Origin of the sequence: Streptomyces sp. NPDC058295, assembly GCF_042880655.1 — a bacterium.
GTDB lineage: Bacteria > Actinomycetota > Actinomycetes > Streptomycetales > Streptomycetaceae > Streptomyces > Streptomyces coriariae.
The window spans coordinates 89,117-108,371 of the sequence record NZ_JBHVYO010000030.1 but is presented as its reverse complement, the minus strand read 5'-3'; the positions used below and the strand labels follow the sequence as shown (position 1 = coordinate 108,371).

Below are 19,255 nucleotides of genomic sequence, written 5' to 3'. Positions count from 1 at the left end.
GCACCCGCGGGGGGGGCGGGGGCGTGGGCGCCCGGCCCCCCAGCGCGGTCCGGCCGTGCCGCCGGAACGCCGGGGACGTCTCAGCCGAGGAGTTCCTGATCCTGCGTCACCTTGCGCCGCAGAGTCCGCAGTTCGCCGTCCTCGCGGACGAGCACGTCCCGCACGATGCAGCTGGGTGAGATCACCGGACGCGGTTCGCCGGGCCGGGTGGTGCCCACGAGCGCGTAGAACTCGGTGTGCACGGAGCCGTCAGCCTGTTCCTCCACGTCGAGCATGGTGAACCAGTGCCGGCGCTGCACCGGATCGGCCGCGAAGCGCCGCTCGTTGTAGTCGCGCACCTCCCGGGCGATGTTCACGCGCCCGCTCACCGCGGGCGCGTCCGGCGAGTGCGCGAACACGGCCTCCTCGGCGAAGGTGGCGGCGAACTCCTCGGCCCGCACCGCGTCGAGGTGGTGGACCTGGCGCGCGTAGAAGAGCTGGACCTCCGCGTAGAGCCCCGATCGGGCGGTCCGCCGAATGGACGAGGGAGTTGCTGGGTGCGCTGCGGTGCTCATGGTGCCTCCTTCGATGACCGCCCCCGGACGGGGGCGCCGAATGCCGCGGCATGGTCCTCGGCCCAGGTACGGAAGGGCCGGGGTGGCCGCCCGGTGATCTGCCGCACGGTCGGCACGACCGGCAGCCGGCGCTCGTACAGATAGCGCTCCACGTCCAGCAGGCCCCGGGCGTAGGCCGCCGGGACGCGCCCGACGACGCGGGCCACCCACGCGTCCGGCTCCAGGCGCGTCACGCTCAGCCGCCGGCCGAGGACGGCGCCGATGATGTCCACCCGCGCCGGGACGTCGAGCAGGTCCGGCCCGGAGAGAGCGAGAATCCGCCGACGCACCGGCGCGGGGCCCCGCAGCACGGCGGCGGCCGCCTCGGCCACGTCCCGCGGGTCGATCACCGGCACCGCCAGGTCGGGGTGGACCACGCCCACCGTGTCCCCGACCGCCAGGTCCGCCGCCCAGGCGAGCGCCTGCGTCGCGAACGGGGCGGGCCGCAGTACGGTGACCGGCACGCCGGTGGCGAGCAGTCGTGTCTCGCCGTCCGCGTGCCTGGCGAACAGCGGCCCCCGGTGCGCGGAGTCTTGGGGCGCGTCCGCGGAGACGACCACCAGATGCCGCAGCGCGGTGGCCTTCTCGGCGGCCTGCGCGAAGGCCTCGCCCGCGTCGTCGGCGAGCACCACGAAGGCGGTGCGGACGCCGTCGAGGGCGTCGGCCACGGCGGCGGGGTCGGTCAGGTCTCCCGGCACGGTCCGGGCCGCGGCGGGCAGCACCGCGGCGGCCCGCCCGGTGTCGCGGACCATCGCACGCACGGGCACGGCACGGCCGCACAGCAGCTCGGTGAGATGACGTCCCACGGTTCCGGTGGCCCCGGTGACCAGCACGGAGTCGGGCATGCGCGTCCTCCCGGAGTGCGAGGCGGGCCGTCCGCCCGCCGTTCGGGAGCAGCAGACCAACGCCCGCTCGAATCACACTCCAGAACCGCTCGTCGACTCCGGCGCCGCCGTCACTCCTTCTGGCCGGCCGACGCTCCGCTCTCGTACGCCGTCATGGTCCGTACGAACATGGCGCGTTCCTGGGGTGTCAGCGGGTCGAGCGCCGCCTCCCACGAGCTGGCGCCCTTGGCGAGCCATCCGTTGATCGCCTCGCGGGTCTCCGGGTCGTCGGAGATGGAGACGATCGTGCGGCGGCGGTCGGCCGGGTCCGGCTTGCGCTCGACGACCCCCTGGCGGCTCAGGTCCGCGACCATCAGGCTCACCGTCGTCGGCGCGACCTCGAGGCGGGCGGCAAGCTCGTTCACCGGGGCCGGGCCGTCGAAGACGAGATGCGACAGCAGCGAGAGGTGCCGGGGGGCGAGGTTCAGCGTCCGCAGCTTCTCGGGGACGGTCGTCCGCTTCAGCCGCTGCGCCACGCGCGGCATCAGCACGAGCATCGCCCGCACGGCGTCGTCCCGGCTCATTCCCTCGTCATCGGCCACGCCCACGTCGGCGTCGGGCCGGTTCCGCTGAACTCGTCGCGCCCCGTGCTGCGTTGACATCGGCCGCCACCCCCAATACCTTTGCTTTCAAAGCAAATCATCTCTCTGTTCTCCACGATACCGGACACCCGCGTTCCGGGCCCGATCAAGAAAGGGACGGTCGATGTCGATTTCCCACCCACCCACATCGGACATGGCCACGTACAACCCCCGGCGCTGGGCGGCCTTCGTCGTCACCTTGTCCGCAGCCTTCATGGATCTGGTCGACACGACCGTGATCAACGTCGCACTCCCCTCGCTGCGCCGGGATCTCGGGGCGTCGACGACCCAGCTCGAATGGGCCGTGGCGGGTTACGTACTGGCCTTCGCCTCCGGAATGATCACAGCGGCCCGCCTCGGCGACCGGTTCGGGCGGTTACGGATCTTCCAGGCGGGCTTGGCCGCGTTCGTTCTGACCTCCGCCCTCACCGGCCTCGCCGTCAACGCCGAGATGCTGGTCGGCGCGCGGATCGCCCAGGGAGCCTCGGCCGCCCTGATGGTGCCGCAGGTGCTGGCGATGCTCCGGGTCGAGTTCCCCCCGGAGGAGCAGCACAAGGCCGCCACCCTCTTCGGCCTCAACTTCTCCATCGGCGGCGTCGCGGGTCCGCTCATCGGCGGGCTGATCCTGAACGCCGACCTGTTCGGGCTCGACTGGCGGCCGATCTTCTTCGTCAACATCCCCATCGGTCTCGCCGCACTGATCGGCACCTTCGTCCTGGCCCGCGAATCCCGCGCCGAGCGCGCCGCCACCACCGACGTACGTGGCCTCGCCATCGCGACACTCGCCGTGCTCGCCCTTCTCTACCCCCTGGTCGAGGGCCGCACCATGGGCTGGCCCTGGTGGACCTTCACGCTGATGGCGGCATGCCCGCTCCTGTTGTGGCTCTTCGGACGCTACGAGCAGAGCGTGGTGCGGCGCGGCCACGCACCGCTCATCGACCCCGGGCTGCTCCGGGAACGCGCGCCGATGGGCGGTCTGTCCGTCGCCGTGCTGTTCTTCGCCGGGACCGGCTACACCCTGGTGATCACCGTGCACCTGCAGAGCGGACTCGGCTTCAGCCCCCTGCACACCGCGCTGACCATGATCCCGTTCGCCGTGGGTGTCGGCCTCTTCAGCCCCTTCGCCCCGAAGATCCGCCAGTACGGCCGACCGGTCGCCGTCGTCGGTTCGCTGCTCGCGGCCATCGGCATGGGCATCAACCTGCTCGCCGTCCGTGCTTCCGGCGAGGACCTGAACTCCTGGCAGTTGGTGCCCGGGATGCTCATCGCGGGCCTGGGGGTCTCCATGACGTCCGGCGTCCTCATCGCCACCGTGCTGGCGAAGACCCCGGGTCGGCTCGCCGGCTCCGCCGCCGCGCTGGTCAACACCGCCATCCAGATCGGTGTGGCCGTCGGCATCGCCGTCGTGGGCACGGTCTACTTCGGATCTCTGGACGACCACGACGGAGCCGTGGACTCGGCGGTGGCCGGTCTGGTGACGGTCGTGATCCTGTACCTGCTCGCGTCCCCCGCCGCGCTCATCCTCCCGCCGGGGCGCCTGATGTTCGCCTCCGCGGGCGGTGCCCGGCCGAAGCAACAGCCGAGTGCCGCCACGGACGGTGAGGAGGAGAGGCCGAAGGACACCGACGACGCGTCCGAATCGCTGGCCTCCCGGCGGACGACCGACTGAGGCACCCCGGCCCGGCCTCCCCCGGTGCCGGGGTGACGTCCGGCCGCCGCTCCCTGCGGGGAGAGACGGCCGGCGACATCGCCGCGCGTTGGTCCAGCCGCTGTCGAGGCAGCTTCGACCTCGTCGGCCGACGCTGCCCTCCCGGCCGCCGCACACAGCACGGCGGCCCGCCCGTGGGGAGGACTCGTGCCGGACACGATGACGACGTACCAGGCACCCGCCCGGCAGCCGAACGGACCACGCCCGCAGGTGGCGTCCGCCCTGGCCGCCCGGCACGCACCGTACGCGGAACGGGAGAAGCAGCTTCACCCCGAGGTGGTCGAAGCCCTCCGCGAAGCCGGTTTCGCCCGCCATTTCGTGCCCTCGCGGTGGGGCGGGCACGAGGGCGGTTTCGAGGACTGCCTGACGGCCGTGGCCGACGTGTCGCGCGGCGACCCCTCGGCCGGCTGGTGCGCCGCGATCCTCGCCTCGCTCTCCCGCATGGCGGCGTTCCTGCCGGAGGAAGGACGGCGCACGGTGTGGGCGCAGGGTCCGGACTCCCTCGTGGTCGGCGCCCTGGTGCCCGGCGGCACGGCGCGTACGGCATCGGGCGGCTGGCTGCTCGCCGGTCGCTGGCCCTATGTGAGCGCCGTGCACTACTCCGACTTCGCGCTCCTCGCGGCACAGGTCCCCCTGGCCTCCGGGCGGTCGCAGACGCGTTTCCTCCTGGTGCCGCGAGCCGCCTACGGCATCGAGCGGACGTGGGACACGGTCGGCATGCGCGGCACGGGCAGTGACACACTGGTCCTCGACGAGGTCTTCGTGCCGGCCGAACACACCTTCCTGGTGCGGGAACTGACCTCAGGTCAGGAACCGGAGGGCGGCGGCCCGGGCTCGCTGTCCGTCCCGCACAAGAACGTCAGCGGCCTGACCTTCGCGGCGCCGGTGCTCGGTGCCGTCCGCGGCGCCCTCGACACCTGGACGCGGACCACGGCGCACAAGCGGGCGGCGACGAACGCCGCCCAGCCGCCCGCGGTATCGGCCGAGCTCGACCTGGCTCGCAGCTCCGCCCAGGCGGACGCGGCCGAACTGCTCCTGATCCGGGCCGCACGCGACGCCGACCTGGGCGTGCTGGACACGGAACTCGCCGGGGCCCGCGCGCAGCGTGACCACGTCGTCGCGGTGGACCTCCTGCTCGACGCCGTCAACCGGCTCCAGCGCACGGGCGGCACCGGGGCCCAGTCCCTCAGCGGCCCCCTGCAGCGGTTCTGGCGGGACGCCAACACCGCGGCGGGTCATGCCGTCCTCAAATGGGAGCCGGCCGGCCGGCGGTTCGGTGCGGCCCGCCTCGCGGTACCGGTGGGCGACCGGTCCTGACTGGGCATGCAGTGAGGGGCCGCCGAACGTCGGCGGCCCCTCACTGCATCCCGTTCAGGAGGCGGGTTCGCTCGACACGACGTAGTCGCTGATGCGGAGTTCGGCGCCCTGGCCGAAGAGCCTGCTGCTCTCGGCGCTGTCCTCGTCCACGAAGCTCTGCTCGGCCGGCGCCCCCTGATGGGGCCGGTAGTACGTGGTCGCCCGGGAGAGCCGGACGAGTCCGCGGCCAGTGGGCCAGGAGCCGTCGAGAAGGCTCAACAAGCCCATGCCAAAGCTGAGTTGACGTGGTTCCACAACGGTCAGCGCACCGCCCTCGTCGAGAGTGAGCGTGTCCCGCTCCAGGGGGTGGCCGATACGGTCGACCGTCAGCACCGTCTCGCCGTCCAGAATCCAGCGCACGGTTCCGGCCGACCGGTCATGGGCGATCCTCACCCGGTGCCGGTCGCCGGGCGAACGGCGGGCCAACGGGACCGTGTTCGCGAAGGAGCCGTAGTCACCGAGGTGGCGCCGGGCGAAGTTCGTCCGGCCGTAGAAGGCGTACACCTGCTTGTTGGTGAGGACGAAGTCGAAGGCCACGGAGGTCTCCGGATCGATGGTGTTGAGCATCGCCCCGGCGAGCCGGAGGTCGTCGTCCGGGTCGGCGACCGCGTCACCGAAGGGGTGGTCCGCGGTGCCGTAGGTACGGCCGGAGACGACGGCCTCGACGGACAGAACGCGACCGGGCTCGGTGTCGAACCCCTGGAACCCCGCTGCGGACTGCCGGTTGACGTAGGCGATCCATTTCGCGTGGTCGGCGAAGCCGGGAATGGACCCGGGCTCACCGGTCTCCCGGGCGACCGTACGGGTGAAGGCGGGCTCGCCGGTACGCGGATTGCGGCCCCGCGCGACCAGACGCAGACCCTCGGCGTCCGTGCTGATCACCGCGTCGTCGGCGATGAGTTCGGCGCTGGCCTGGACGAAGCGCCACGGCGCCTGAGGTCCGCCGGTCCGCACCCCTTCGCTGAAGTCGTCCTGCCACAGGACGGTGGCACGGTCGGCGATCGGCTGGGTCATGATGACTCCCTGTCGTCTGTCGAGCTGTTGCAGAGCGGGCTGTCGTAAGGCGAGTTGTCGGAGGGCGAGCCGTCGTCCGCCGGGCTGTCTGCTGTCGGGCCGCCTGCGGTGGGTCCGGTCACGAGTGCCAGGACAGCGGCGAAGGAGTCCACGACCTCTTCGGCGCCCGCCGCCTTCAGTTCGGCGGGGGTGGCGGCCCCGTAGGAGACCCCGACGACTCGCATGCCGGCGGCGCGGCCCATCGCCATGTCCGCGACTCCGTCCCCCACGACCACACAGCGGCCGGGCGGGAGTCCCAGTCCGTCGGCGACCAGACGGGCCATTTCCGGGTCGGGCTTGCTGTGCCGCACGCTGTCGTCCCCCGCCACGACCTGGAACAGGTCGGCGACTCCCATCAGGGCCAGCATCCGCTCCGCCGCGCGCCGGGGCTTGGAGGTGGCGAGCCCCAGCCGCAGACCTCGGGTCCTCGCCCGGCGCAGCCCCTCGACGACTCCGGGGTAGGCGAGCGCGGCGGGGTCGATGCCCTCCAGGTGAGCCCGGAACAGGTCACGGTAGGCGGCCAGGACCGAAGCGATCTCGGGGGCGTCCGGCGCGCATCCCAGCAGCTGGGCGAAGTTCTGCTCCAGAGGGCGGCCGACCATGGAGCGGAGCACCGCCTCGTCCGTCGGTACGCCCCGGTCGGCCAGGATCTTCAGCATGATCGCGGTGATGGCCCGCGGAGTGTCGGCAAGGGTGCCGTCGAGGTCCAGGACGAGCCCGGCCACGGGGGTGCCCGGGCCCTGCGGTGCCGGGGTCACCCTTGCGCCCGCACGGTCCCGGCGCGCTCGGCGGCGAGACCGACGGCCACTTCACCCGCGACGCGCGCGGTGCCCAGCAGGATCGAACGGCCGGCGGCGGCGGTGCGGCCGCCGGTGGCCCTGGACACCGCACGCATCAGGAAGGGACTGACCTTGTTGCCGGTGACCCCGGTCCGCTCGGCCTCCGCCAGGGCGCCCGCGATGGCCTCCTCGACCAAGGCCGCGTCGACCGCCTCCGCCTCGTCCACCGGAACGGTCAGCAGGACCGCGCTGCGGCCGTTGAGCGACCAGTGGGCACGGATCGCCCGGGCGGCCGCACGCAGGTCGTCGATGCGGGTCACCGGGATATCGCCGCCCCGCACGTAGAACCGCGGCAGCCGGTCGGTGCCGTAGCCGAAGACGGGGACCCCGGCCGTCTCCAGGTACTCGGCGGTCAGCCGGGCGTCCAGGATGCTCTTGGCTCCGGCCGACACGACGGTCATCCGGGTACGCGTGAACTGGAGCAGATCGGGCGAGATGTCGAAGGTCTGCTGAGCTCCCCGGTGCACCCCGCCGATTCCCGCGGTGGCGAACACCTCGATGCCCACCCGCTCGGCGGCGACGATCGTGCCCGCGACGGTGGTGGCACCGAGGCCACCGCCTGCCAGCGCTGCGCCCAACTCCCGTGCGCTCACCTTCTGCACGTGTGCGGCGCTGCGAACGCGCTCGATCTGTTCGGAGTCCATGCCCACCAGCAGACGCCCTCCGGCGACGCCGATCGTGGCCGGTACGGCGCCCGCGTCCCGTACGGACTTCTCGATGGCCAGCGGGAGTTCGAGCGAGGGGCTGGCGGTGATCAGGGAGGACTCCAGAGCGACCACCGGCCGCTCCTCAGCGAGGGCGGTGGCCACTTCCTCGGAGACGTCCAGAAACGGATCCATGCCGTCCATGTGTCTGCCGTCCTTTCCGTGTGCGTGCGGGGACAGAGGGGCTCACTTTTTTCGCGCACATCGTGGGCAGCACGGCTCGAACCCCGCTGGAACCTTCGTCGTGTGCCGGGTCGGGTGGTTCGAGCGGTAATCGAGAGGCGGTTGTCACGGTGCTGCCGCGCGGGACGTACCGGCCTGCGCATCCGACGGACTGATCTGAGGAGATCTCATGCCCGCAGAGGCTGGTAGCACCCGCCGCCCCTTGGTCCGGTCACGCCGGGCGGCCGTGGCCCTGGTGGCCGCGGCCACCGCGTGCTCGGCCCTCACCCTCACCGGTGGTGCCGGCGCCGCCGAGCAGACCGGCGCGTCGCGCTCGGAGAAGATCCTCTTCCAGGACGACTTCAGCAAGGGGTTCGACGCATCGCAGACCTGGCAGCTCGGCTCGGCCAACACCCCGGACGGCACGCTGGCGCAGGGCGACGGGGTCATCACGTCCGGCGCCGACGGCATCACCGTGGTGCCGACGGGCCGCAACCCGCGCACGGGCCGCCCCGCGTTCGCCGCCACCACCGACCAGAACGGTTCCGGGTTCGGCGGCGGTACCGGCGACCACCTCAAGTGGGTGGCCCAGCCCCGCGTGTCTGCGGCGAACGGGTTCCCGATCCCTGCGACCGGGGCCTGGAACTGCTCGGCGGACGTCACCGTCAAGGCGGAGGGCGTCGACCAGCAGCCGTTCGGCAAAGCGGTGAGCGACCCCCAGTCCGACCCCCGACTGGCCAGCGCCACCGTCATCACCGTCGACCACGCCACCCACACCGTGGCCAACTTCTCGGTGACCAACCACGAAGTGCACGCGGTCTACGAGCGGCTCCCGGTGGAGGGCGGTGCCTACGCGGCGTTCCACTACTCGGTCCCGGTCGCCAAGCGCACCGCGAACAAGCCCGTGAAGCTGCGGATCCGCTACGACGAGGGCGGCAAAAGGGTCAGCTGGCTGGTCAACGGCAAGACCGTGCTGTCCACCGACCGGATCGGGACCAAGGCCTTCGCCTCCAAGTACCTGCGCATCGAGCACGGTGGCCCGCAGGAGCAGGTCAAGGCCTCTTCGGTGCAGTGCGGTCTGGCGACCGGCAACCTGCTGGACGGCGGCGGAGGCGTCGGCGACCGCGACAAGGCAGGTCTGGTGCGCCTGGAGGACAGCGCGGACTTCTACTACGACCCGGCCGAGGGTGCTCCCGCGCCGCAGACGTTCCACGACGACAAGAGCCTGCTCAGGAACCGGCTGTGGGGTCAGGGCGTCACGCTGAAGGTGCGGTCCTTCAGCATCACCACCTCGGAGTGAGCTGATCACCGACGCGACGCCCGGCCGGAACTTTCCCGACCGGGCGTCGCGTCATGAGGGGCGCTGGGTCCGCCGTCATGAGGGGGCGCTCAGTCCGCCGTACGGAACAGGTCATCGGTGACGGCGCGCCGTGTGGTGGTACGGCGGTCGTCGACGCGCTGCCAGTGCTCGCCGTAGATCATGCGGGTCATGGCGGGGAAGCGCAGGAACAGGTGCGGATATCCGGCGGGCACCGCGGTCGCCTTGTCCAGGTCCGCGAGGTGGGCGCGCTCCAGTTCGAGATCGACGCTTCCGAGGTTCTGCCGCAGCTGCTCCTCGGTGGTGGCCCCGATCACCGGGATCACGGTGCCGGGCCGGGACCGCAGCCAGGCGAGGGCGACCTGGGCGGGTGGGCGCCCGAGCTCCTCGGCTATCCGTACCACCTCGCGCACCACGTCGTCCCCGTCGCCGCGGGCCCTCCCCCAGGCAACCTTGTCCAGGCGGCCCTGTTCGCCCCTGAGGTACTTGCCGGTCAGCCGCCCGTCGGCGAGCGGGCCCCAGACGAACGCCGGCAGATCGAAGGCGTGCCCCATCGGCAGGAACTCGTTCTCGGCCGCGCGGTCCAGCAGGTTGTAGTGGACCTGCATGGCCGCAAAGGGGGTCCAACCGCGTTCCTCCGCCAGGGTATTGGCCTGCGCTATCTCCCAGGCCGGCCAGTTGGAGACCCCGGTGTAGAGCACTTTGCCGGCCCGCACCTGGTCGTCCAGGGCCCGCATGACCTCCGCCACCGGGGTGAGGGTGTCTCGGGCGTGCACCCACAGCATGTCGATGTGGTCGGTCCTCAGGCGGCGCAGGCTGTCCTCCAGCGAGACCACCAGGTTCTTGCGGTGGTTGCCCGCGGCGTTCACGTCTCCCGGGCGGACCTGAAGGGTGTACTTCGTGGTGAGCACGAAGGCGTCGCGCCGGTCGCGCAGGAGTGCGCCGAGGGTGGATTCGGCGCTGCCGCGCCCGTACTCGTTGGAGGTGTCGATCACGTTGCCGCCGGCCTCGGCGAACTGCTCCAGGAGCTTGCCCGGACGATCCTCGGGGAGGTCCCAGTCGTCCCCGAAGGTCATGGTGCCCAGGGCGAGTTCGGAAACCCGTAGCCCTGTCTTGCCCAGCACCCGGTAGCGCATCTCGGTCATGGGTCAGCCCTCCAGGGCGGGCAACAGCGTCTCTTCCTCGTAGCGGAAGTGGTCCTCCAGGCCGCTCACGACCCGGTCCAGTTCCGCACGCAGCCGCTCCACTTCTTCCGGCTTGTCGAAGCCGCCCTTGTTCAGCAGCTCCTCGAACTCGGCCAGCGCGTCCTCGACCACCTTGTGCTCGGCCCGCAGGCGGCCGATGGCCGGGACGAGGTGGGGGAACCGGTCCTCGAAGGCGGAGAACGAGCCGTCCTCCCGGATGTGGTGCATCTGCAGCCCGTAGCAGTACGTCAGGCAGCGTCGGCGCAGCTGCTCCGCGAGGTCGGCGGCGGGCAGCGCGGTCGCTCCGTCCGCGCTGAGGGTCTCGTCGACCGCCGCGCGGACACGAGCAAGTTCCGCCCTTAAGTCCGCATGGTGCTTGGTGAGTTGGGCGCCGATCATCCGGCTCCGGTCCGTGATCACACCGAGGTTCAGCGGGTGCAGCGCGACCACTGGAATGGTCCGGCCGGCCTTCGCCTCGTAGTCACGGAACGTCGCGTCGATCGAGCACTGCGCCTCCCAGTACCGGTCGCGCTCCTCCCCTTCCAGGACCTGGGCCCGGGTGGCGAACGGCCTGACAGCGCCCTCCTGCGTGCCGATCTCCATCGTGACCTGGGGGCTCTCCAGCAGGTTGTGGTACCAGTCCGGATTGGTGGCACGTCCGGCGTTGGAGGCGAAGACGAGGTAGCGGTCGCCGTCCTTGTAGTAGATCGCGGGGTTCACATGCGGTCGGCCGGTCTTGCGGCCCATCGTGGTCAGCACCACCATGGGCGCCCCCTCGAACATTCCGCCCACCCGGCCGTTGTTCGCCCGGAACTCCTGGATGACGCGCTCGTTCCAGCTCAGACCGCTGCCTGTCTGCTCTTCAGTCATGAGAGTCTCCGTCGGACTGTCGGTACAGAGGATTTTTTTATTTGCTTTGAAAGCAAACTCAATGACGAATCTAGGATCACCGCACCGCGCTGTCAACCGCGGCTCGCACCGTCAGGCGACGCACCCCGAGCACCGCGCCCGAACTCCACGACGACCACCTCGCCAGGTCCGTGTCGGCCACGAACTCCTGAGGCCGCGGCGCCCCGCTCCGCGGTGCGAAAGCGGGTGGGCCACCGGGCGCCGGACGGACCAGACCCCGGCCGTCGGGGCCCGCCCCGTCCAGCAGGGTGAGCAGGCCGAGCGCGGGAACCATCCGGCCCAGCCGCACCGGCTCCCCTTCCTCTCCACCGTGGTCGAGAAGCATGTGCCGCCGGTCCGCGAGGCGGTGCCCGGGACGGTCGATCCGTAGGACCTCCGCGCCCTCCACCGCCCACACCACGCGCGTACCACCCGCCTCGAACCGGACCGAGAGCCGGTGCCACTGCCCGGGACGACGGTTGGCGACCGGTACGGCGTAGGAGAACGAGGCATAGCGCGCACCCGGGGACGGCACACGCTCGTACAGGGCGTGGACGCGGGTGTTGGTGAGCAGGAAGTCGCAGACCACGTGCGTGGCAGGGTCCATGGTGATCAGCGCCGCGGTGGCCAGTCGTACGTCGTCGTCGGGATCGGGCACCGCGTCCCCGAAAGGCTGCTGTGCGCCGCCGAGGACGCGCGCCGACAGGGTCGCCGTGCACTCGACGCTCCCGCCGTCGGGGACCGCGAATCCCCGCGAGCCGTCCTGGGAGCCGCGCACCAGAGCGACCCACTTGAGGTGCCCTTCCGGCCCCGACCCGACCCCACTCCCGTCGGCCAGGGGCGCGAACGCGGGCTCTCCCGTCACCGGATCGGCGCCGGCCGGCTCGACCGTCAGGGCGCCGGCGGCCCATCGCACGACCGTCTTCTGAAGCGGCGGCACCTCCCAGGCGCCGCCGAGGCCGTCGCGGAAATCGTCGTCGAACAGCTGCTCCATGATCCCTCCGGGCTCGTCGTCGGGGCGTCAGTGTCCGGACGCCGCAACGAGATCCGCTTGAGCCTGCGTCCACTCCGGATCGAGCGGCGGCCCACACCGTCCACGGAAGCGACCCGACGGAAGGGGGTCCCGAGTGGACCGGCGAATGACCGTGCTGCTGCTTCCCGGCCAGGGTGGTCAGCGCGAGCGCATGGCGGCGGGTCTGTACGACGTACAGGAGGAATTCACCAGGACCATGAACGAGTTCTTCGGCTCGCTCGGCGCGGCAGGCGACCGGCTGGCCGCGCAGTGGCTGCATCGTGCACCGCATCCGGGCCTCGACGAGGCACAGGTCGCCCAGCCGCTGCTGCTCGGTGTGGGCTACGCCCTCGGCAGGGCGGTCGCGGCCACCTCCGGTCCACCGCGGCTGCTGCTCGGGCACAGCGTCGGTGAACTCGCCGCCGCCTGTCTGGCGGGGGTGTTCCGGCACTCCGACGTGGGCCAGCTCGCATCGGTTCGGACACAGGTGCTGGGAGACGACGGCCGCGGCGGGATGCTCGCGGTGGCCGCCGCTCCGGACGACCTGCCCGTCGCACTGGGCCCGGTCGCGGTCGCCGCGGTCAACGGCCCGCGGCAGACGGTGCTCGCCGGACCGCTCGACGCCCTGGAACGGGTACGCGACCTGCTGACGACCGCCGGCCGCACCGTGCTGCGGCTGCGCTCGGAACACGCTTTCCACACCCCCGCGATGAAGGCCACCGCCCGGCGCTTCGCCGTGGAAGTTGCGGCTCTGCGTCCGGCCCCCGCCCGCGCCGTCGTGGTGTCCGGCCGCACGGCACGACCGCTGCGCGAACGGGAGGCGGTGGACGCCGCGTTCTGGGCCGACCAGCTCGCCCTGCCCGTGCGGTACTGGCCCGCGCTCGAGTCGCTGCTCGACACCTGGGGCACCGATCCCGGGCTGCTGCTCCTCGACGCGGCGCCCGACCGTTCGCTCGGCGCCCCGGCTCGCCGGCATCCCGCCGTCCGGTCCGGGGCGTCCAGGGTGCTGCCCCTGCTCGCCCCGGTCCGGGAGACGGGCGGGCCCGCGGACGCCGACGCCTTCGCCCGGGCCATGGCGGCCGTCGAGGCGTGAGCACGGCGGCGGCTCAGGGCTCAGCGCCGGTGCGGGCCGCGCGGAACGGCACGGTCACGACCAGCCCCGACGCCAACGCGTACGCCCGGTCAGGCGTGGCACCGCGAGCCGGGCGTGCCGGACCCCTGTGCCTCCCGCAGGGTGGGGCGGCGGCCGTGCGCCGACCATGCCTTGTACGCGGCCTCCTTCGCGCTGAACAGCACGATCTCCCACGGGGATGTACCCGCCTGTGCTCTATGCGGTTCCGGGAGCGGTAGGCCGGTCACGCGTGACACGTGGGCAGCCGACCGCCGTTGAACTCCACCATCTCGCTGAAGATTCCCACCACGTCGAGGGGTTCACCGTACGGGCCGCCGTTCGACTCCGCGTACGCGCGGTGCAGGTTGCCCACGAGCCGCTCGGGGTCCGTCCAGTGCTGGTAGGGGTGGGCGCCGAGCTGGCGCGCCGCCTCCAGCGGAGCGAGTCCGGCCGCCTTCGCCCCCTCGGCCGTCGCGAGCAGCCAGCGCAGGTAGCGTTCCGTCTCGTCGAGCACTTCCGGCCCGCTCAGGGGCCCGTGCCCACCGACCACGACGCGCGGTGCGAGCTCGCGCAGGAAGGCGATGGTGCTCAGGGATCCGTGCAGGGATCCCATCAGCAGGAACGGCGTGCACCCCGACATCACGATGTCCCCCGCAAACAGCACCCGGTCCTCGGGTAGCCACACGAGTGTGTCTCCGGTGGTGTGGGCCGGCCCGGGGTGGAGCAGCTGCACCGTCCGCCGCGCGAGGTGCAGGTCCATGCGACCGTCGTACGTCTGGTCGGGCAGCCGCAGCTCCACCTTGCCCCAGTCGACGCCCGGCCACAGTCCGGTGAGCCCCAGCCCGGCGGCCGCCATCTCCTGCCGGGCGCGTTCGTGCGCCACGACCACCGTGCCCGCACCGCCGACCAGCGCGTTGCCGAACGTGTGGTCCCCGTGGAAGTGCGTGTTGACGAGCAGGCGGGGCTCGCTGCCGCCGAGTCCGCGGACGGCGTCGCCCAGCCGGCGGGCGCGCGCCTCGGTGGCGACGGTGTCCACGACCACCGGTCCCCGGCCCTCGTCCAGCAGCACACCGGCGTTGTTGACACACCAGCCGTCCGTCTCCTGCAGATAGGCGTGGACGCCGTCCGCGATCTCCTTCAGGACGACTGGCCCGTGGGCGGTGGAGGTCGGCCCGCGGGTCCCGGTCACCGGGCCGCCTCCGCCGCCAGGTGGGTGCCGCACCGCTCCAGCGTGCGCCGGCTGTTGCCGGCCAGGAGCGCCGCGGCCCGGTCCCGCGCGGCGGCGAGAGTGACGCCCGGCCCGAAGACCTCCTCCAGCGCGGCGGGATCGACAGCGGCCTGGTGCACCGCGGTGACATGGGTCTCGTCACCGGCTTCCGACAGCAGCCAGGCGCCGCTGTGGCCCAGGAGTCCGCGCGGGACCGTCGTCTGCTTGTAGACGATGCGTTCGTCCGGGAAGCAGAGCCGGATCGACTGGGTGCCGTGTACGGACCCGTCGTCGCTCCGGGTACGCATGTCGAGGGTCTGCACGTGGGCGCCGCCGACCAGGACCTCGCTGTCCTCCTGGAGGTCGAGGGCGACGACGTGCGGTACGCGCGAGGGCCACAGGTCCGCCCGGTACAGGAAGTCGTAGACCTGGGGCAGCGGCGCCCGTACGACGTATGCGTCCCGGACGGTGAAGAGCAGTTCTTCGAGGCCCTCGGGATGCCCCGCCCAGCGGACGACCGCCTCGACCTCCGCTTCGCTGTTGCGGTCCAGTGCCTCGGCAACCGTCGCGCCGGTGTCCTCGGCGCCGGCTGCGAGCACCCACTCGTGTCCGAGGACCAGGCGCGTGTCGTCGGCGCTCCCTTCGAACGCCCAGTGCCCGCTCATCCACTCCAGCGGGGGCCCCGGCGTCTCCTGCCGGAAGTCGATGCGCAACCGGTCCTCGTCCAGCTTGCGCAGCGAGGTCCAGGTGCGGATCCCGGAGCCGACGACGGCCCACAGCCGGATCCGCTCCGAGTCCCGGTCGCTCTCCAGGACTTCACCCGCCAGACACGGCGGGAAGAGGACCGGCCAGCGAGTCACGTCGGCGATCAGCCCGTAGCCGCGGAGAGCCGGGCCGGCGTAGCGCGCCGTGTGCTCCGCGCTGTGCCGGGTGGTCGAATCGATCGGCATGGCCGACCCCTTCCCGAGTCAGTAGTTTCCGAGACCGCCGCAGACGTTGAGCGCCTGCGCGGTGATGGCGGCGGCTTCGTCACTCACGAGGAAGCCGACGAACGCGGCCACTTCCTCGGGCTCCGTGTACCGGCCGATCGGGATCTTGGCCTCGAACCGCTCGAGGACGGTCTGTTCGTCGGTCCCCCACAGAGCGGCGTATCCCCGACGGACCTCACCCGCCATCTCCGTCTCCACATAGCCGGGGCAGACGGCGTTCACGGTGATGCCGGACTTGGCCAGCTCCAGGCCGAGGGCCTTGGTGAAGCCGACCACGCCGTGCTTGGAGGCGGAGTAGGGGGCGCCGAGCACGACGCCCTGCTTGCCTCCGGTCGAGGCGATACTGATGATGCGTCCGCTGCCGCGACCGGTCATGCCGCCCGTGGTCAGTACCTCGCGGGTGACCAGGAAGACGCTGTTGAGATTGGTGTCGATCACGTCGTACCAGAGCTCGTGGGGAAGTTCCGCGGTCGGCCCGCCGCCGCTGCGGCCCGCGTTGTTGACGAGCACCTGTACGGGACCGAAGCGCTCGACGGCGGCCTCGACCCAGCCGCGGACCCGGGCCGGATCGGTCACGTCACAGGCGGCGCCCGCGGCCGTGAGTCCGAGATCGGCGAGACGCTTGACCTCTTCGTCGACGGCGGTCTCGTCGCGTGCGCAGAGGAACACCGGGTGTCCCCTGCGGGCGAGTTCCCGCGCGACGGAGCGACCGATGCCCCGGGTGGCGCCGGTCACCAGTGCGGGTCCCTTGACGGGGGAGGTGGAGATTTCGTTCATGGCGGGGCTCCTCAAGCGGCGCTCGACAGGGCGTGGTTGACCAGTAGCAGGAAGGCCCGCGGCGTCACTGCCTCGGCCACGTCCTCGTCCCGCAGCGTGACGTCATAGCGCTGGCCGACCGCCGCCGCCGTCTCCAGGACCGCGAGCGAGTCATACCCGAGGTCGGTGAAGGGCACATCGAGCACGGCTTCGGTGAGTGGGGAGTCCTCCTCGTCCCCGGCACATTCGACGAGAATCGCACGGAAGTCGGTGAAGAGCAGTTCTCTCCTGACGCTCTCTTCGATGACCTGATCGTTCATGAGGTGCCTCCCTCTTCTTGTCGCCGGTCGGCTCCGGTGACGACCAGAGCCGAGTTGAAGCCTCCATGGCCCCGGGCCAGCACGAGCGCCGCACGGACCCGGGTCGCGCGGGGCTCGCCGCGCACGAGGTCGAGCCGGTGCCGCGGGACGGGCCGGTCGACGTGCGCGGTCGGGGGGATCAGGCCGTCACGCATGCTGAGCAGCGCTGCGGCGACGTCCACGGGCGGGCCTCCCCCGGTCAGTCGCCCGGTGAGTGTCTTGGGGGCGGTCACGGGTACGCCGTAGGGGCCGAAGAGCGCCTCGACGGCGGCGGCTTCGATGTCGTCGAGCGCGGGCTGCGCAGCGGCATCGGCGAACACCACGTCGATGTCTCCGGGCCGCAGTCCCGCCTGGGCGATCGCCAGCCGCGCCGCGCGGGCCAGGCCCGGGGGGCGCCCCGTACCGGGCCGTGGGTCGAAGGTGGACGCGTGTCCGGCGAGGTGCCCGTACACCTGGCGGGCTCCGCGCTGCGCGGCCGCGGCCGCGCTCTCCACGACGAGGAGGGCGCCGCCCTCCCCGGGCACGTGCCCGGCCGCCGCCTCGTCGAACGGAAGGTACGCGCGGAGCGGGTCGCGCACGCCCGAGAGCCGCCCACCCGAGTGGTGGGACAGCAACCCCCAGGGGTCCAGGGCGGATTCGACCCCGCCGGACACCACCAGTGCGGCACCCTTGCCCAGCATGCGCCGGGCCTGCCCGAAGGTGTCGAGGCCGCCCGCCTGGTCCGCGACGATCACATTGCCGGGGCCACGCAGACCGTGCCGGATGGAGATCTGTCCGGTGTTGACGGCGTAGAACCAGGCGAACGACTCGTAGACGCTGACGTGTTGGGGTCCCTTGGTCCACAGCTTGCGTACCTCACGGTGGGTGAACTCGAAACCCCCGGTCGCGTTGGAGGTCGCCACACCGGCCGCGTAGTCGGGCAGTGCCGACAGGTCGGCGCCCGAGTCCCGCAAGGCCTGGTCCGCTGCGACGAGCGCCAGCCGGGTGACCCGGTCCGTCTGGGGAAGCAGGCGCCCGGGAAGCAGCGCGGCCGCGTCGAACCCGTCGACCACACCGGCGAGCGGCGAGGGATAGCGAGCGGAGTCGTACCCTGGAACCCTGCGGATCCCGGACTCGCCCCGCAAGGTCGCGTCCCACCATTGCGGTGTGCCGAGGCCGTTGGGGGCGATCACCCCGATGCCGGTGACGACCGGTGCGGCTGCTGCGCCGGCCTGCCGCTCCGCGACCGCGGGTGAGGCCGTCGTGGTGGCCGGGTTCATGCCGCCGCTCCTCGCGCACCGCGCGGCTCCCGGGAGAGGACCATGGCGCTCTGGAACCCGCCGAAGCCGCTGCCGACGGTCAGTACGGTGCCGAGGTCACGTTCGCGTGCTTCGAGCGGTACGTAGTCGAGGTCGCATTCGGGGTCCACCTCGTGCAGGTTGGCCGTGGGCGGCACCGCGCCGTACTGCATGGCGAGGGCGCAGGCGGCGATCTCGATGGTGCCGATCGCACCGAGCGAATGCCCGACCATCGATTTGATCGAGCTCACCGGTGTCCGGTACGCGTGCTCGCCGAGCGCCAGCTTGAAGGCCGCCGTCTCGTGCCGGTCGTTCTGTTTGGTGCCGGATCCATGGGCGTTGACGTAGTCGACGGCTTCGGGGGCGAGCCGTGCCTCGTCCAGCGCCGCGGTGATCGCGTCCGCCATCTCCCGGCCGTCGGGTTTCAGGCCGGTCATGTGGAAGGCGTTGCACCGCGAGGCGTGTCCGCCGATGACCGCGTAGACGTGGGCGCCCCGGGCGCGCGCGTGCTCGAGTTCCTCCAGGACGAGCATGGCCGCCCCCTCGGCGATGACGAATCCGTCGCGCGTGCGGTCGAAGGGACGCGAGGCGTGCTCCGGGTCGTCGTTGCGCGGCGAGGTGGCCTTGATCGCGTCGAAGCACGCCACGGCGACCGGCGAGACGGGGGCGTCGGCCGCGCCGGCGATCATCACGTCCGCGGCGCCCTCGACGATCAGGTCCCGCGCGTGGCCCACCGAGTCGATTCCGGACGTGCAACCCGTGGAGATGACCGCGGTCGGCCCCTCCGCGCCGACCATCGCCGCGACCTCGGCCGCGAAGGAGCTGGGCACGAAGGCGTCGTAGAGATGCGGCGACAGATACGCCCCGTCGACCTCCCACAGGCGGCCGCTGTCGCTGAGCACCAGGTACTCACGCTCCAGGCTGGTGGTGCCGCCGACGGCGGTGCCCACGCTCACACCGATGCGCTCGGGGTCAAACGCGTCGAGGTCGAGGCCGCTGTCCTCCAGGCACTCGCGGGTGCTGAGTACGGCGAGCTGCGCGGCGCGGTCGAGACGCCGCAGCTCACGCGGTGTGAGGCTCTGCCGCTCGACGGAGAAGTCCACCTCTGCCGCCATCCGGGAGCGGAACCGGGAGGCGTCGAAACTGGAGATGGTGCGGGTGGCGGTACGTCCGGAGACCAGCAGATCCCAGAACGCCTTCCGGCCGACACCGCTGGGGGCCATGACCCCGATGCCGGTGATGGCGACTGTTCGGCTCACTGGAGCAGCTCCTCG

19 protein-coding genes are annotated in these 19,255 nt (G+C 71.9%); 4 read left to right on the top strand and 15 right to left on the bottom strand.

The window, feature by feature from the left end:
• Positions 1 to 80: 80 nt before the first annotated feature.
• From ACFVYS_RS28810 to ACFVYS_RS28800, 3 genes are all read right to left on the bottom strand, one after another.
• Positions 81 to 554 carry a nuclear transport factor 2 family protein gene (locus ACFVYS_RS28810; protein WP_389506645.1) on the bottom strand — a complete coding sequence of 158 codons (474 nt, stop codon included), beginning with the start codon at positions 552 to 554 and terminating at the stop codon, positions 81 to 83.
• Positions 551 to 1,438: an SDR family oxidoreductase gene (locus ACFVYS_RS28805; RefSeq protein WP_389506643.1), complete on the bottom strand. Its 888-nt coding sequence runs from the start codon at positions 1,436 to 1,438 to the stop codon at positions 551 to 553. Before ACFVYS_RS28805 ends, ACFVYS_RS28810 begins: the two co-directional genes overlap by 4 nt.
• Before the next feature lie 110 nt (positions 1,439 to 1,548).
• On the bottom strand, positions 1,549 to 2,001 hold the full coding sequence (locus ACFVYS_RS28800; RefSeq protein ID WP_389506659.1) for a MarR family winged helix-turn-helix transcriptional regulator: 453 nt from the start codon (positions 1,999 to 2,001) through the stop codon (positions 1,549 to 1,551).
• A 211-nt stretch (positions 2,002 to 2,212) separates the two neighbouring features.
• Here ACFVYS_RS28800 and ACFVYS_RS28795 point away from each other — a divergent pair, with 211 nt between their 5' ends.
• The gene (locus ACFVYS_RS28795) at positions 2,213 to 3,727 is read left to right on the top strand and encodes an MFS transporter (RefSeq protein WP_389506641.1); all 1,515 of its coding nucleotides are present in this window, start codon (positions 2,213 to 2,215) and stop codon (positions 3,725 to 3,727) included.
• A 186-nt stretch (positions 3,728 to 3,913) separates the two neighbouring features.
• The gene (locus tag ACFVYS_RS28790; protein ID WP_389506640.1) at positions 3,914 to 5,083 is read left to right on the top strand and encodes an acyl-CoA dehydrogenase family protein; all 1,170 of its coding nucleotides are present in this window, start codon (positions 3,914 to 3,916) and stop codon (positions 5,081 to 5,083) included.
• Between the two features lie 54 nt (positions 5,084 to 5,137).
• Here the strand turns inward: ACFVYS_RS28790 and ACFVYS_RS28785 are convergent, their stop codons facing one another.
• The 3 genes from ACFVYS_RS28785 to ACFVYS_RS28775 are packed head-to-tail and all read right to left on the bottom strand — an operon-like array spanning position 5,138 to position 7,862.
• On the bottom strand, positions 5,138 to 6,136 hold the full coding sequence (locus ACFVYS_RS28785) for a DUF6081 family protein (RefSeq protein ID WP_389506638.1): 999 nt from the start codon (positions 6,134 to 6,136) through the stop codon (positions 5,138 to 5,140).
• Entirely contained in the window at positions 6,133 to 6,933 is an 801-nt protein-coding gene (locus ACFVYS_RS28780) for an HAD family hydrolase (RefSeq protein ID WP_389506637.1), read from the bottom strand. The genes ACFVYS_RS28785 and ACFVYS_RS28780 overlap by 4 nt, the downstream gene beginning before the upstream one ends.
• On the bottom strand, positions 6,930 to 7,862 hold the full coding sequence (locus ACFVYS_RS28775; RefSeq protein ID WP_389506635.1) for a pseudouridine-5'-phosphate glycosidase: 933 nt from the start codon (positions 7,860 to 7,862) through the stop codon (positions 6,930 to 6,932). The genes ACFVYS_RS28780 and ACFVYS_RS28775 overlap by 4 nt, the downstream gene beginning before the upstream one ends.
• Before the next feature lie 208 nt (positions 7,863 to 8,070).
• Between ACFVYS_RS28775 and ACFVYS_RS28770 the strand changes: the two genes are divergently transcribed.
• A complete protein-coding gene (locus ACFVYS_RS28770) occupies positions 8,071 to 9,180 on the top strand; it encodes a DUF6081 family protein (protein ID WP_389506633.1) in 1,110 nt (369 codons plus the stop codon).
• A gap of 89 nt (positions 9,181 to 9,269) precedes the next feature.
• On the opposite strand, the gene ACFVYS_RS28765 is transcribed toward ACFVYS_RS28770, so the two are convergent.
• The 3 genes from ACFVYS_RS28765 to ACFVYS_RS28755 form a co-directional block, all read right to left on the bottom strand.
• A complete protein-coding gene (locus tag ACFVYS_RS28765) occupies positions 9,270 to 10,334 on the bottom strand; it encodes an aldo/keto reductase (RefSeq protein ID WP_389506657.1) in 1,065 nt (354 codons plus the stop codon).
• Positions 10,335 to 10,346: 12 nt separating this feature from the next.
• Positions 10,347 to 11,252 (bottom strand): nitroreductase/quinone reductase family protein, encoded by a 906-nt coding sequence (locus tag ACFVYS_RS28760; RefSeq protein WP_389506631.1) that lies wholly within the window; start codon positions 11,250 to 11,252, stop codon positions 10,347 to 10,349.
• A 76-nt stretch (positions 11,253 to 11,328) separates the two neighbouring features.
• On the bottom strand, positions 11,329 to 12,264 hold the full coding sequence (locus ACFVYS_RS28755) for a DUF6081 family protein (protein WP_389506629.1): 936 nt from the start codon (positions 12,262 to 12,264) through the stop codon (positions 11,329 to 11,331).
• A 145-nt stretch (positions 12,265 to 12,409) separates the two neighbouring features.
• Between ACFVYS_RS28755 and ACFVYS_RS28750 the strand changes: the two genes are divergently transcribed.
• A complete protein-coding gene (locus tag ACFVYS_RS28750; RefSeq protein WP_389506627.1) occupies positions 12,410 to 13,375 on the top strand; it encodes an acyltransferase domain-containing protein in 966 nt (321 codons plus the stop codon).
• 262 nt (positions 13,376 to 13,637) lie between these two features.
• On the opposite strand, the gene ACFVYS_RS28745 is transcribed toward ACFVYS_RS28750, so the two are convergent.
• The 6 genes from ACFVYS_RS28745 to ACFVYS_RS28720 are packed head-to-tail and all read right to left on the bottom strand — an operon-like array spanning position 13,638 to position 19,240.
• On the bottom strand, positions 13,638 to 14,582 hold the full coding sequence (locus ACFVYS_RS28745) for an MBL fold metallo-hydrolase (protein WP_389506625.1): 945 nt from the start codon (positions 14,580 to 14,582) through the stop codon (positions 13,638 to 13,640).
• Entirely contained in the window at positions 14,579 to 15,550 is a 972-nt protein-coding gene (locus tag ACFVYS_RS28740) for an SRPBCC family protein (RefSeq protein ID WP_389506623.1), read from the bottom strand. Before ACFVYS_RS28740 ends, ACFVYS_RS28745 begins: the two co-directional genes overlap by 4 nt.
• 18 nt (positions 15,551 to 15,568) lie before the next feature.
• On the bottom strand, positions 15,569 to 16,366 hold the full coding sequence (gene fabG, locus ACFVYS_RS28735) for a 3-oxoacyl-ACP reductase FabG (RefSeq protein ID WP_389506621.1): 798 nt from the start codon (positions 16,364 to 16,366) through the stop codon (positions 15,569 to 15,571).
• 11 nt (positions 16,367 to 16,377) lie between these two features.
• On the bottom strand, positions 16,378 to 16,665 hold the full coding sequence (locus tag ACFVYS_RS28730) for an acyl carrier protein (RefSeq protein WP_389506619.1): 288 nt from the start codon (positions 16,663 to 16,665) through the stop codon (positions 16,378 to 16,380).
• Complete coding sequence (locus tag ACFVYS_RS28725; protein ID WP_389506617.1) at positions 16,662 to 17,963, bottom strand: ketosynthase chain-length factor; 1,302 nt, start codon at positions 17,961 to 17,963, stop codon at positions 16,662 to 16,664. Before ACFVYS_RS28725 ends, ACFVYS_RS28730 begins: the two co-directional genes overlap by 4 nt.
• Entirely contained in the window at positions 17,960 to 19,240 is a 1,281-nt protein-coding gene (locus tag ACFVYS_RS28720; protein ID WP_389506615.1) for a beta-ketoacyl-[acyl-carrier-protein] synthase family protein, read from the bottom strand. Before ACFVYS_RS28720 ends, ACFVYS_RS28725 begins: the two co-directional genes overlap by 4 nt.
• Positions 19,241 to 19,255 lie beyond the last annotated feature (15 nt).

Coding starts and splice junctions, on each gene's coding strand:
- ACFVYS_RS28810 (WP_389506645.1), bottom strand. CDS start 554: ATGAGCACCGCAGCGCACCCAGCAACTCCCTCGTCCATTCGGCGGACC.
- ACFVYS_RS28805 (WP_389506643.1), bottom strand. CDS start 1,438: ATGCCCGACTCCGTGCTGGTCACCGGGGCCACCGGAACCGTGGGACGT.
- ACFVYS_RS28800 (WP_389506659.1), bottom strand. CDS start 2,001: ATGAGCCGGGACGACGCCGTGCGGGCGATGCTCGTGCTGATGCCGCGC.
- ACFVYS_RS28795 (WP_389506641.1), top strand. CDS start 2,213: ATGGCCACGTACAACCCCCGGCGCTGGGCGGCCTTCGTCGTCACCTTG.
- ACFVYS_RS28785 (WP_389506638.1), bottom strand. CDS start 6,136: ATGACCCAGCCGATCGCCGACCGTGCCACCGTCCTGTGGCAGGACGAC.
- ACFVYS_RS28775 (WP_389506635.1), bottom strand. CDS start 7,862: ATGGACGGCATGGATCCGTTTCTGGACGTCTCCGAGGAAGTGGCCACC.
- ACFVYS_RS28770 (WP_389506633.1), top strand. CDS start 8,071: ATGCCCGCAGAGGCTGGTAGCACCCGCCGCCCCTTGGTCCGGTCACGC.
- ACFVYS_RS28765 (WP_389506657.1), bottom strand. CDS start 10,334: ATGCGCTACCGGGTGCTGGGCAAGACAGGGCTACGGGTTTCCGAACTC.
- ACFVYS_RS28760 (WP_389506631.1), bottom strand. CDS start 11,252: ATGACTGAAGAGCAGACAGGCAGCGGTCTGAGCTGGAACGAGCGCGTC.
- ACFVYS_RS28755 (WP_389506629.1), bottom strand. CDS start 12,264: ATGGAGCAGCTGTTCGACGACGATTTCCGCGACGGCCTCGGCGGCGCC.
- ACFVYS_RS28750 (WP_389506627.1), top strand. CDS start 12,410: ATGACCGTGCTGCTGCTTCCCGGCCAGGGTGGTCAGCGCGAGCGCATG.
- ACFVYS_RS28740 (WP_389506623.1), bottom strand. CDS start 15,550: ATGCCGATCGATTCGACCACCCGGCACAGCGCGGAGCACACGGCGCGC.
- fabG (WP_389506621.1), bottom strand. CDS start 16,366: ATGAACGAAATCTCCACCTCCCCCGTCAAGGGACCCGCACTGGTGACC.
- ACFVYS_RS28730 (WP_389506619.1), bottom strand. CDS start 16,665: ATGAACGATCAGGTCATCGAAGAGAGCGTCAGGAGAGAACTGCTCTTC.
- ACFVYS_RS28725 (WP_389506617.1), bottom strand. CDS start 17,963: ATGAACCCGGCCACCACGACGGCCTCACCCGCGGTCGCGGAGCGGCAG.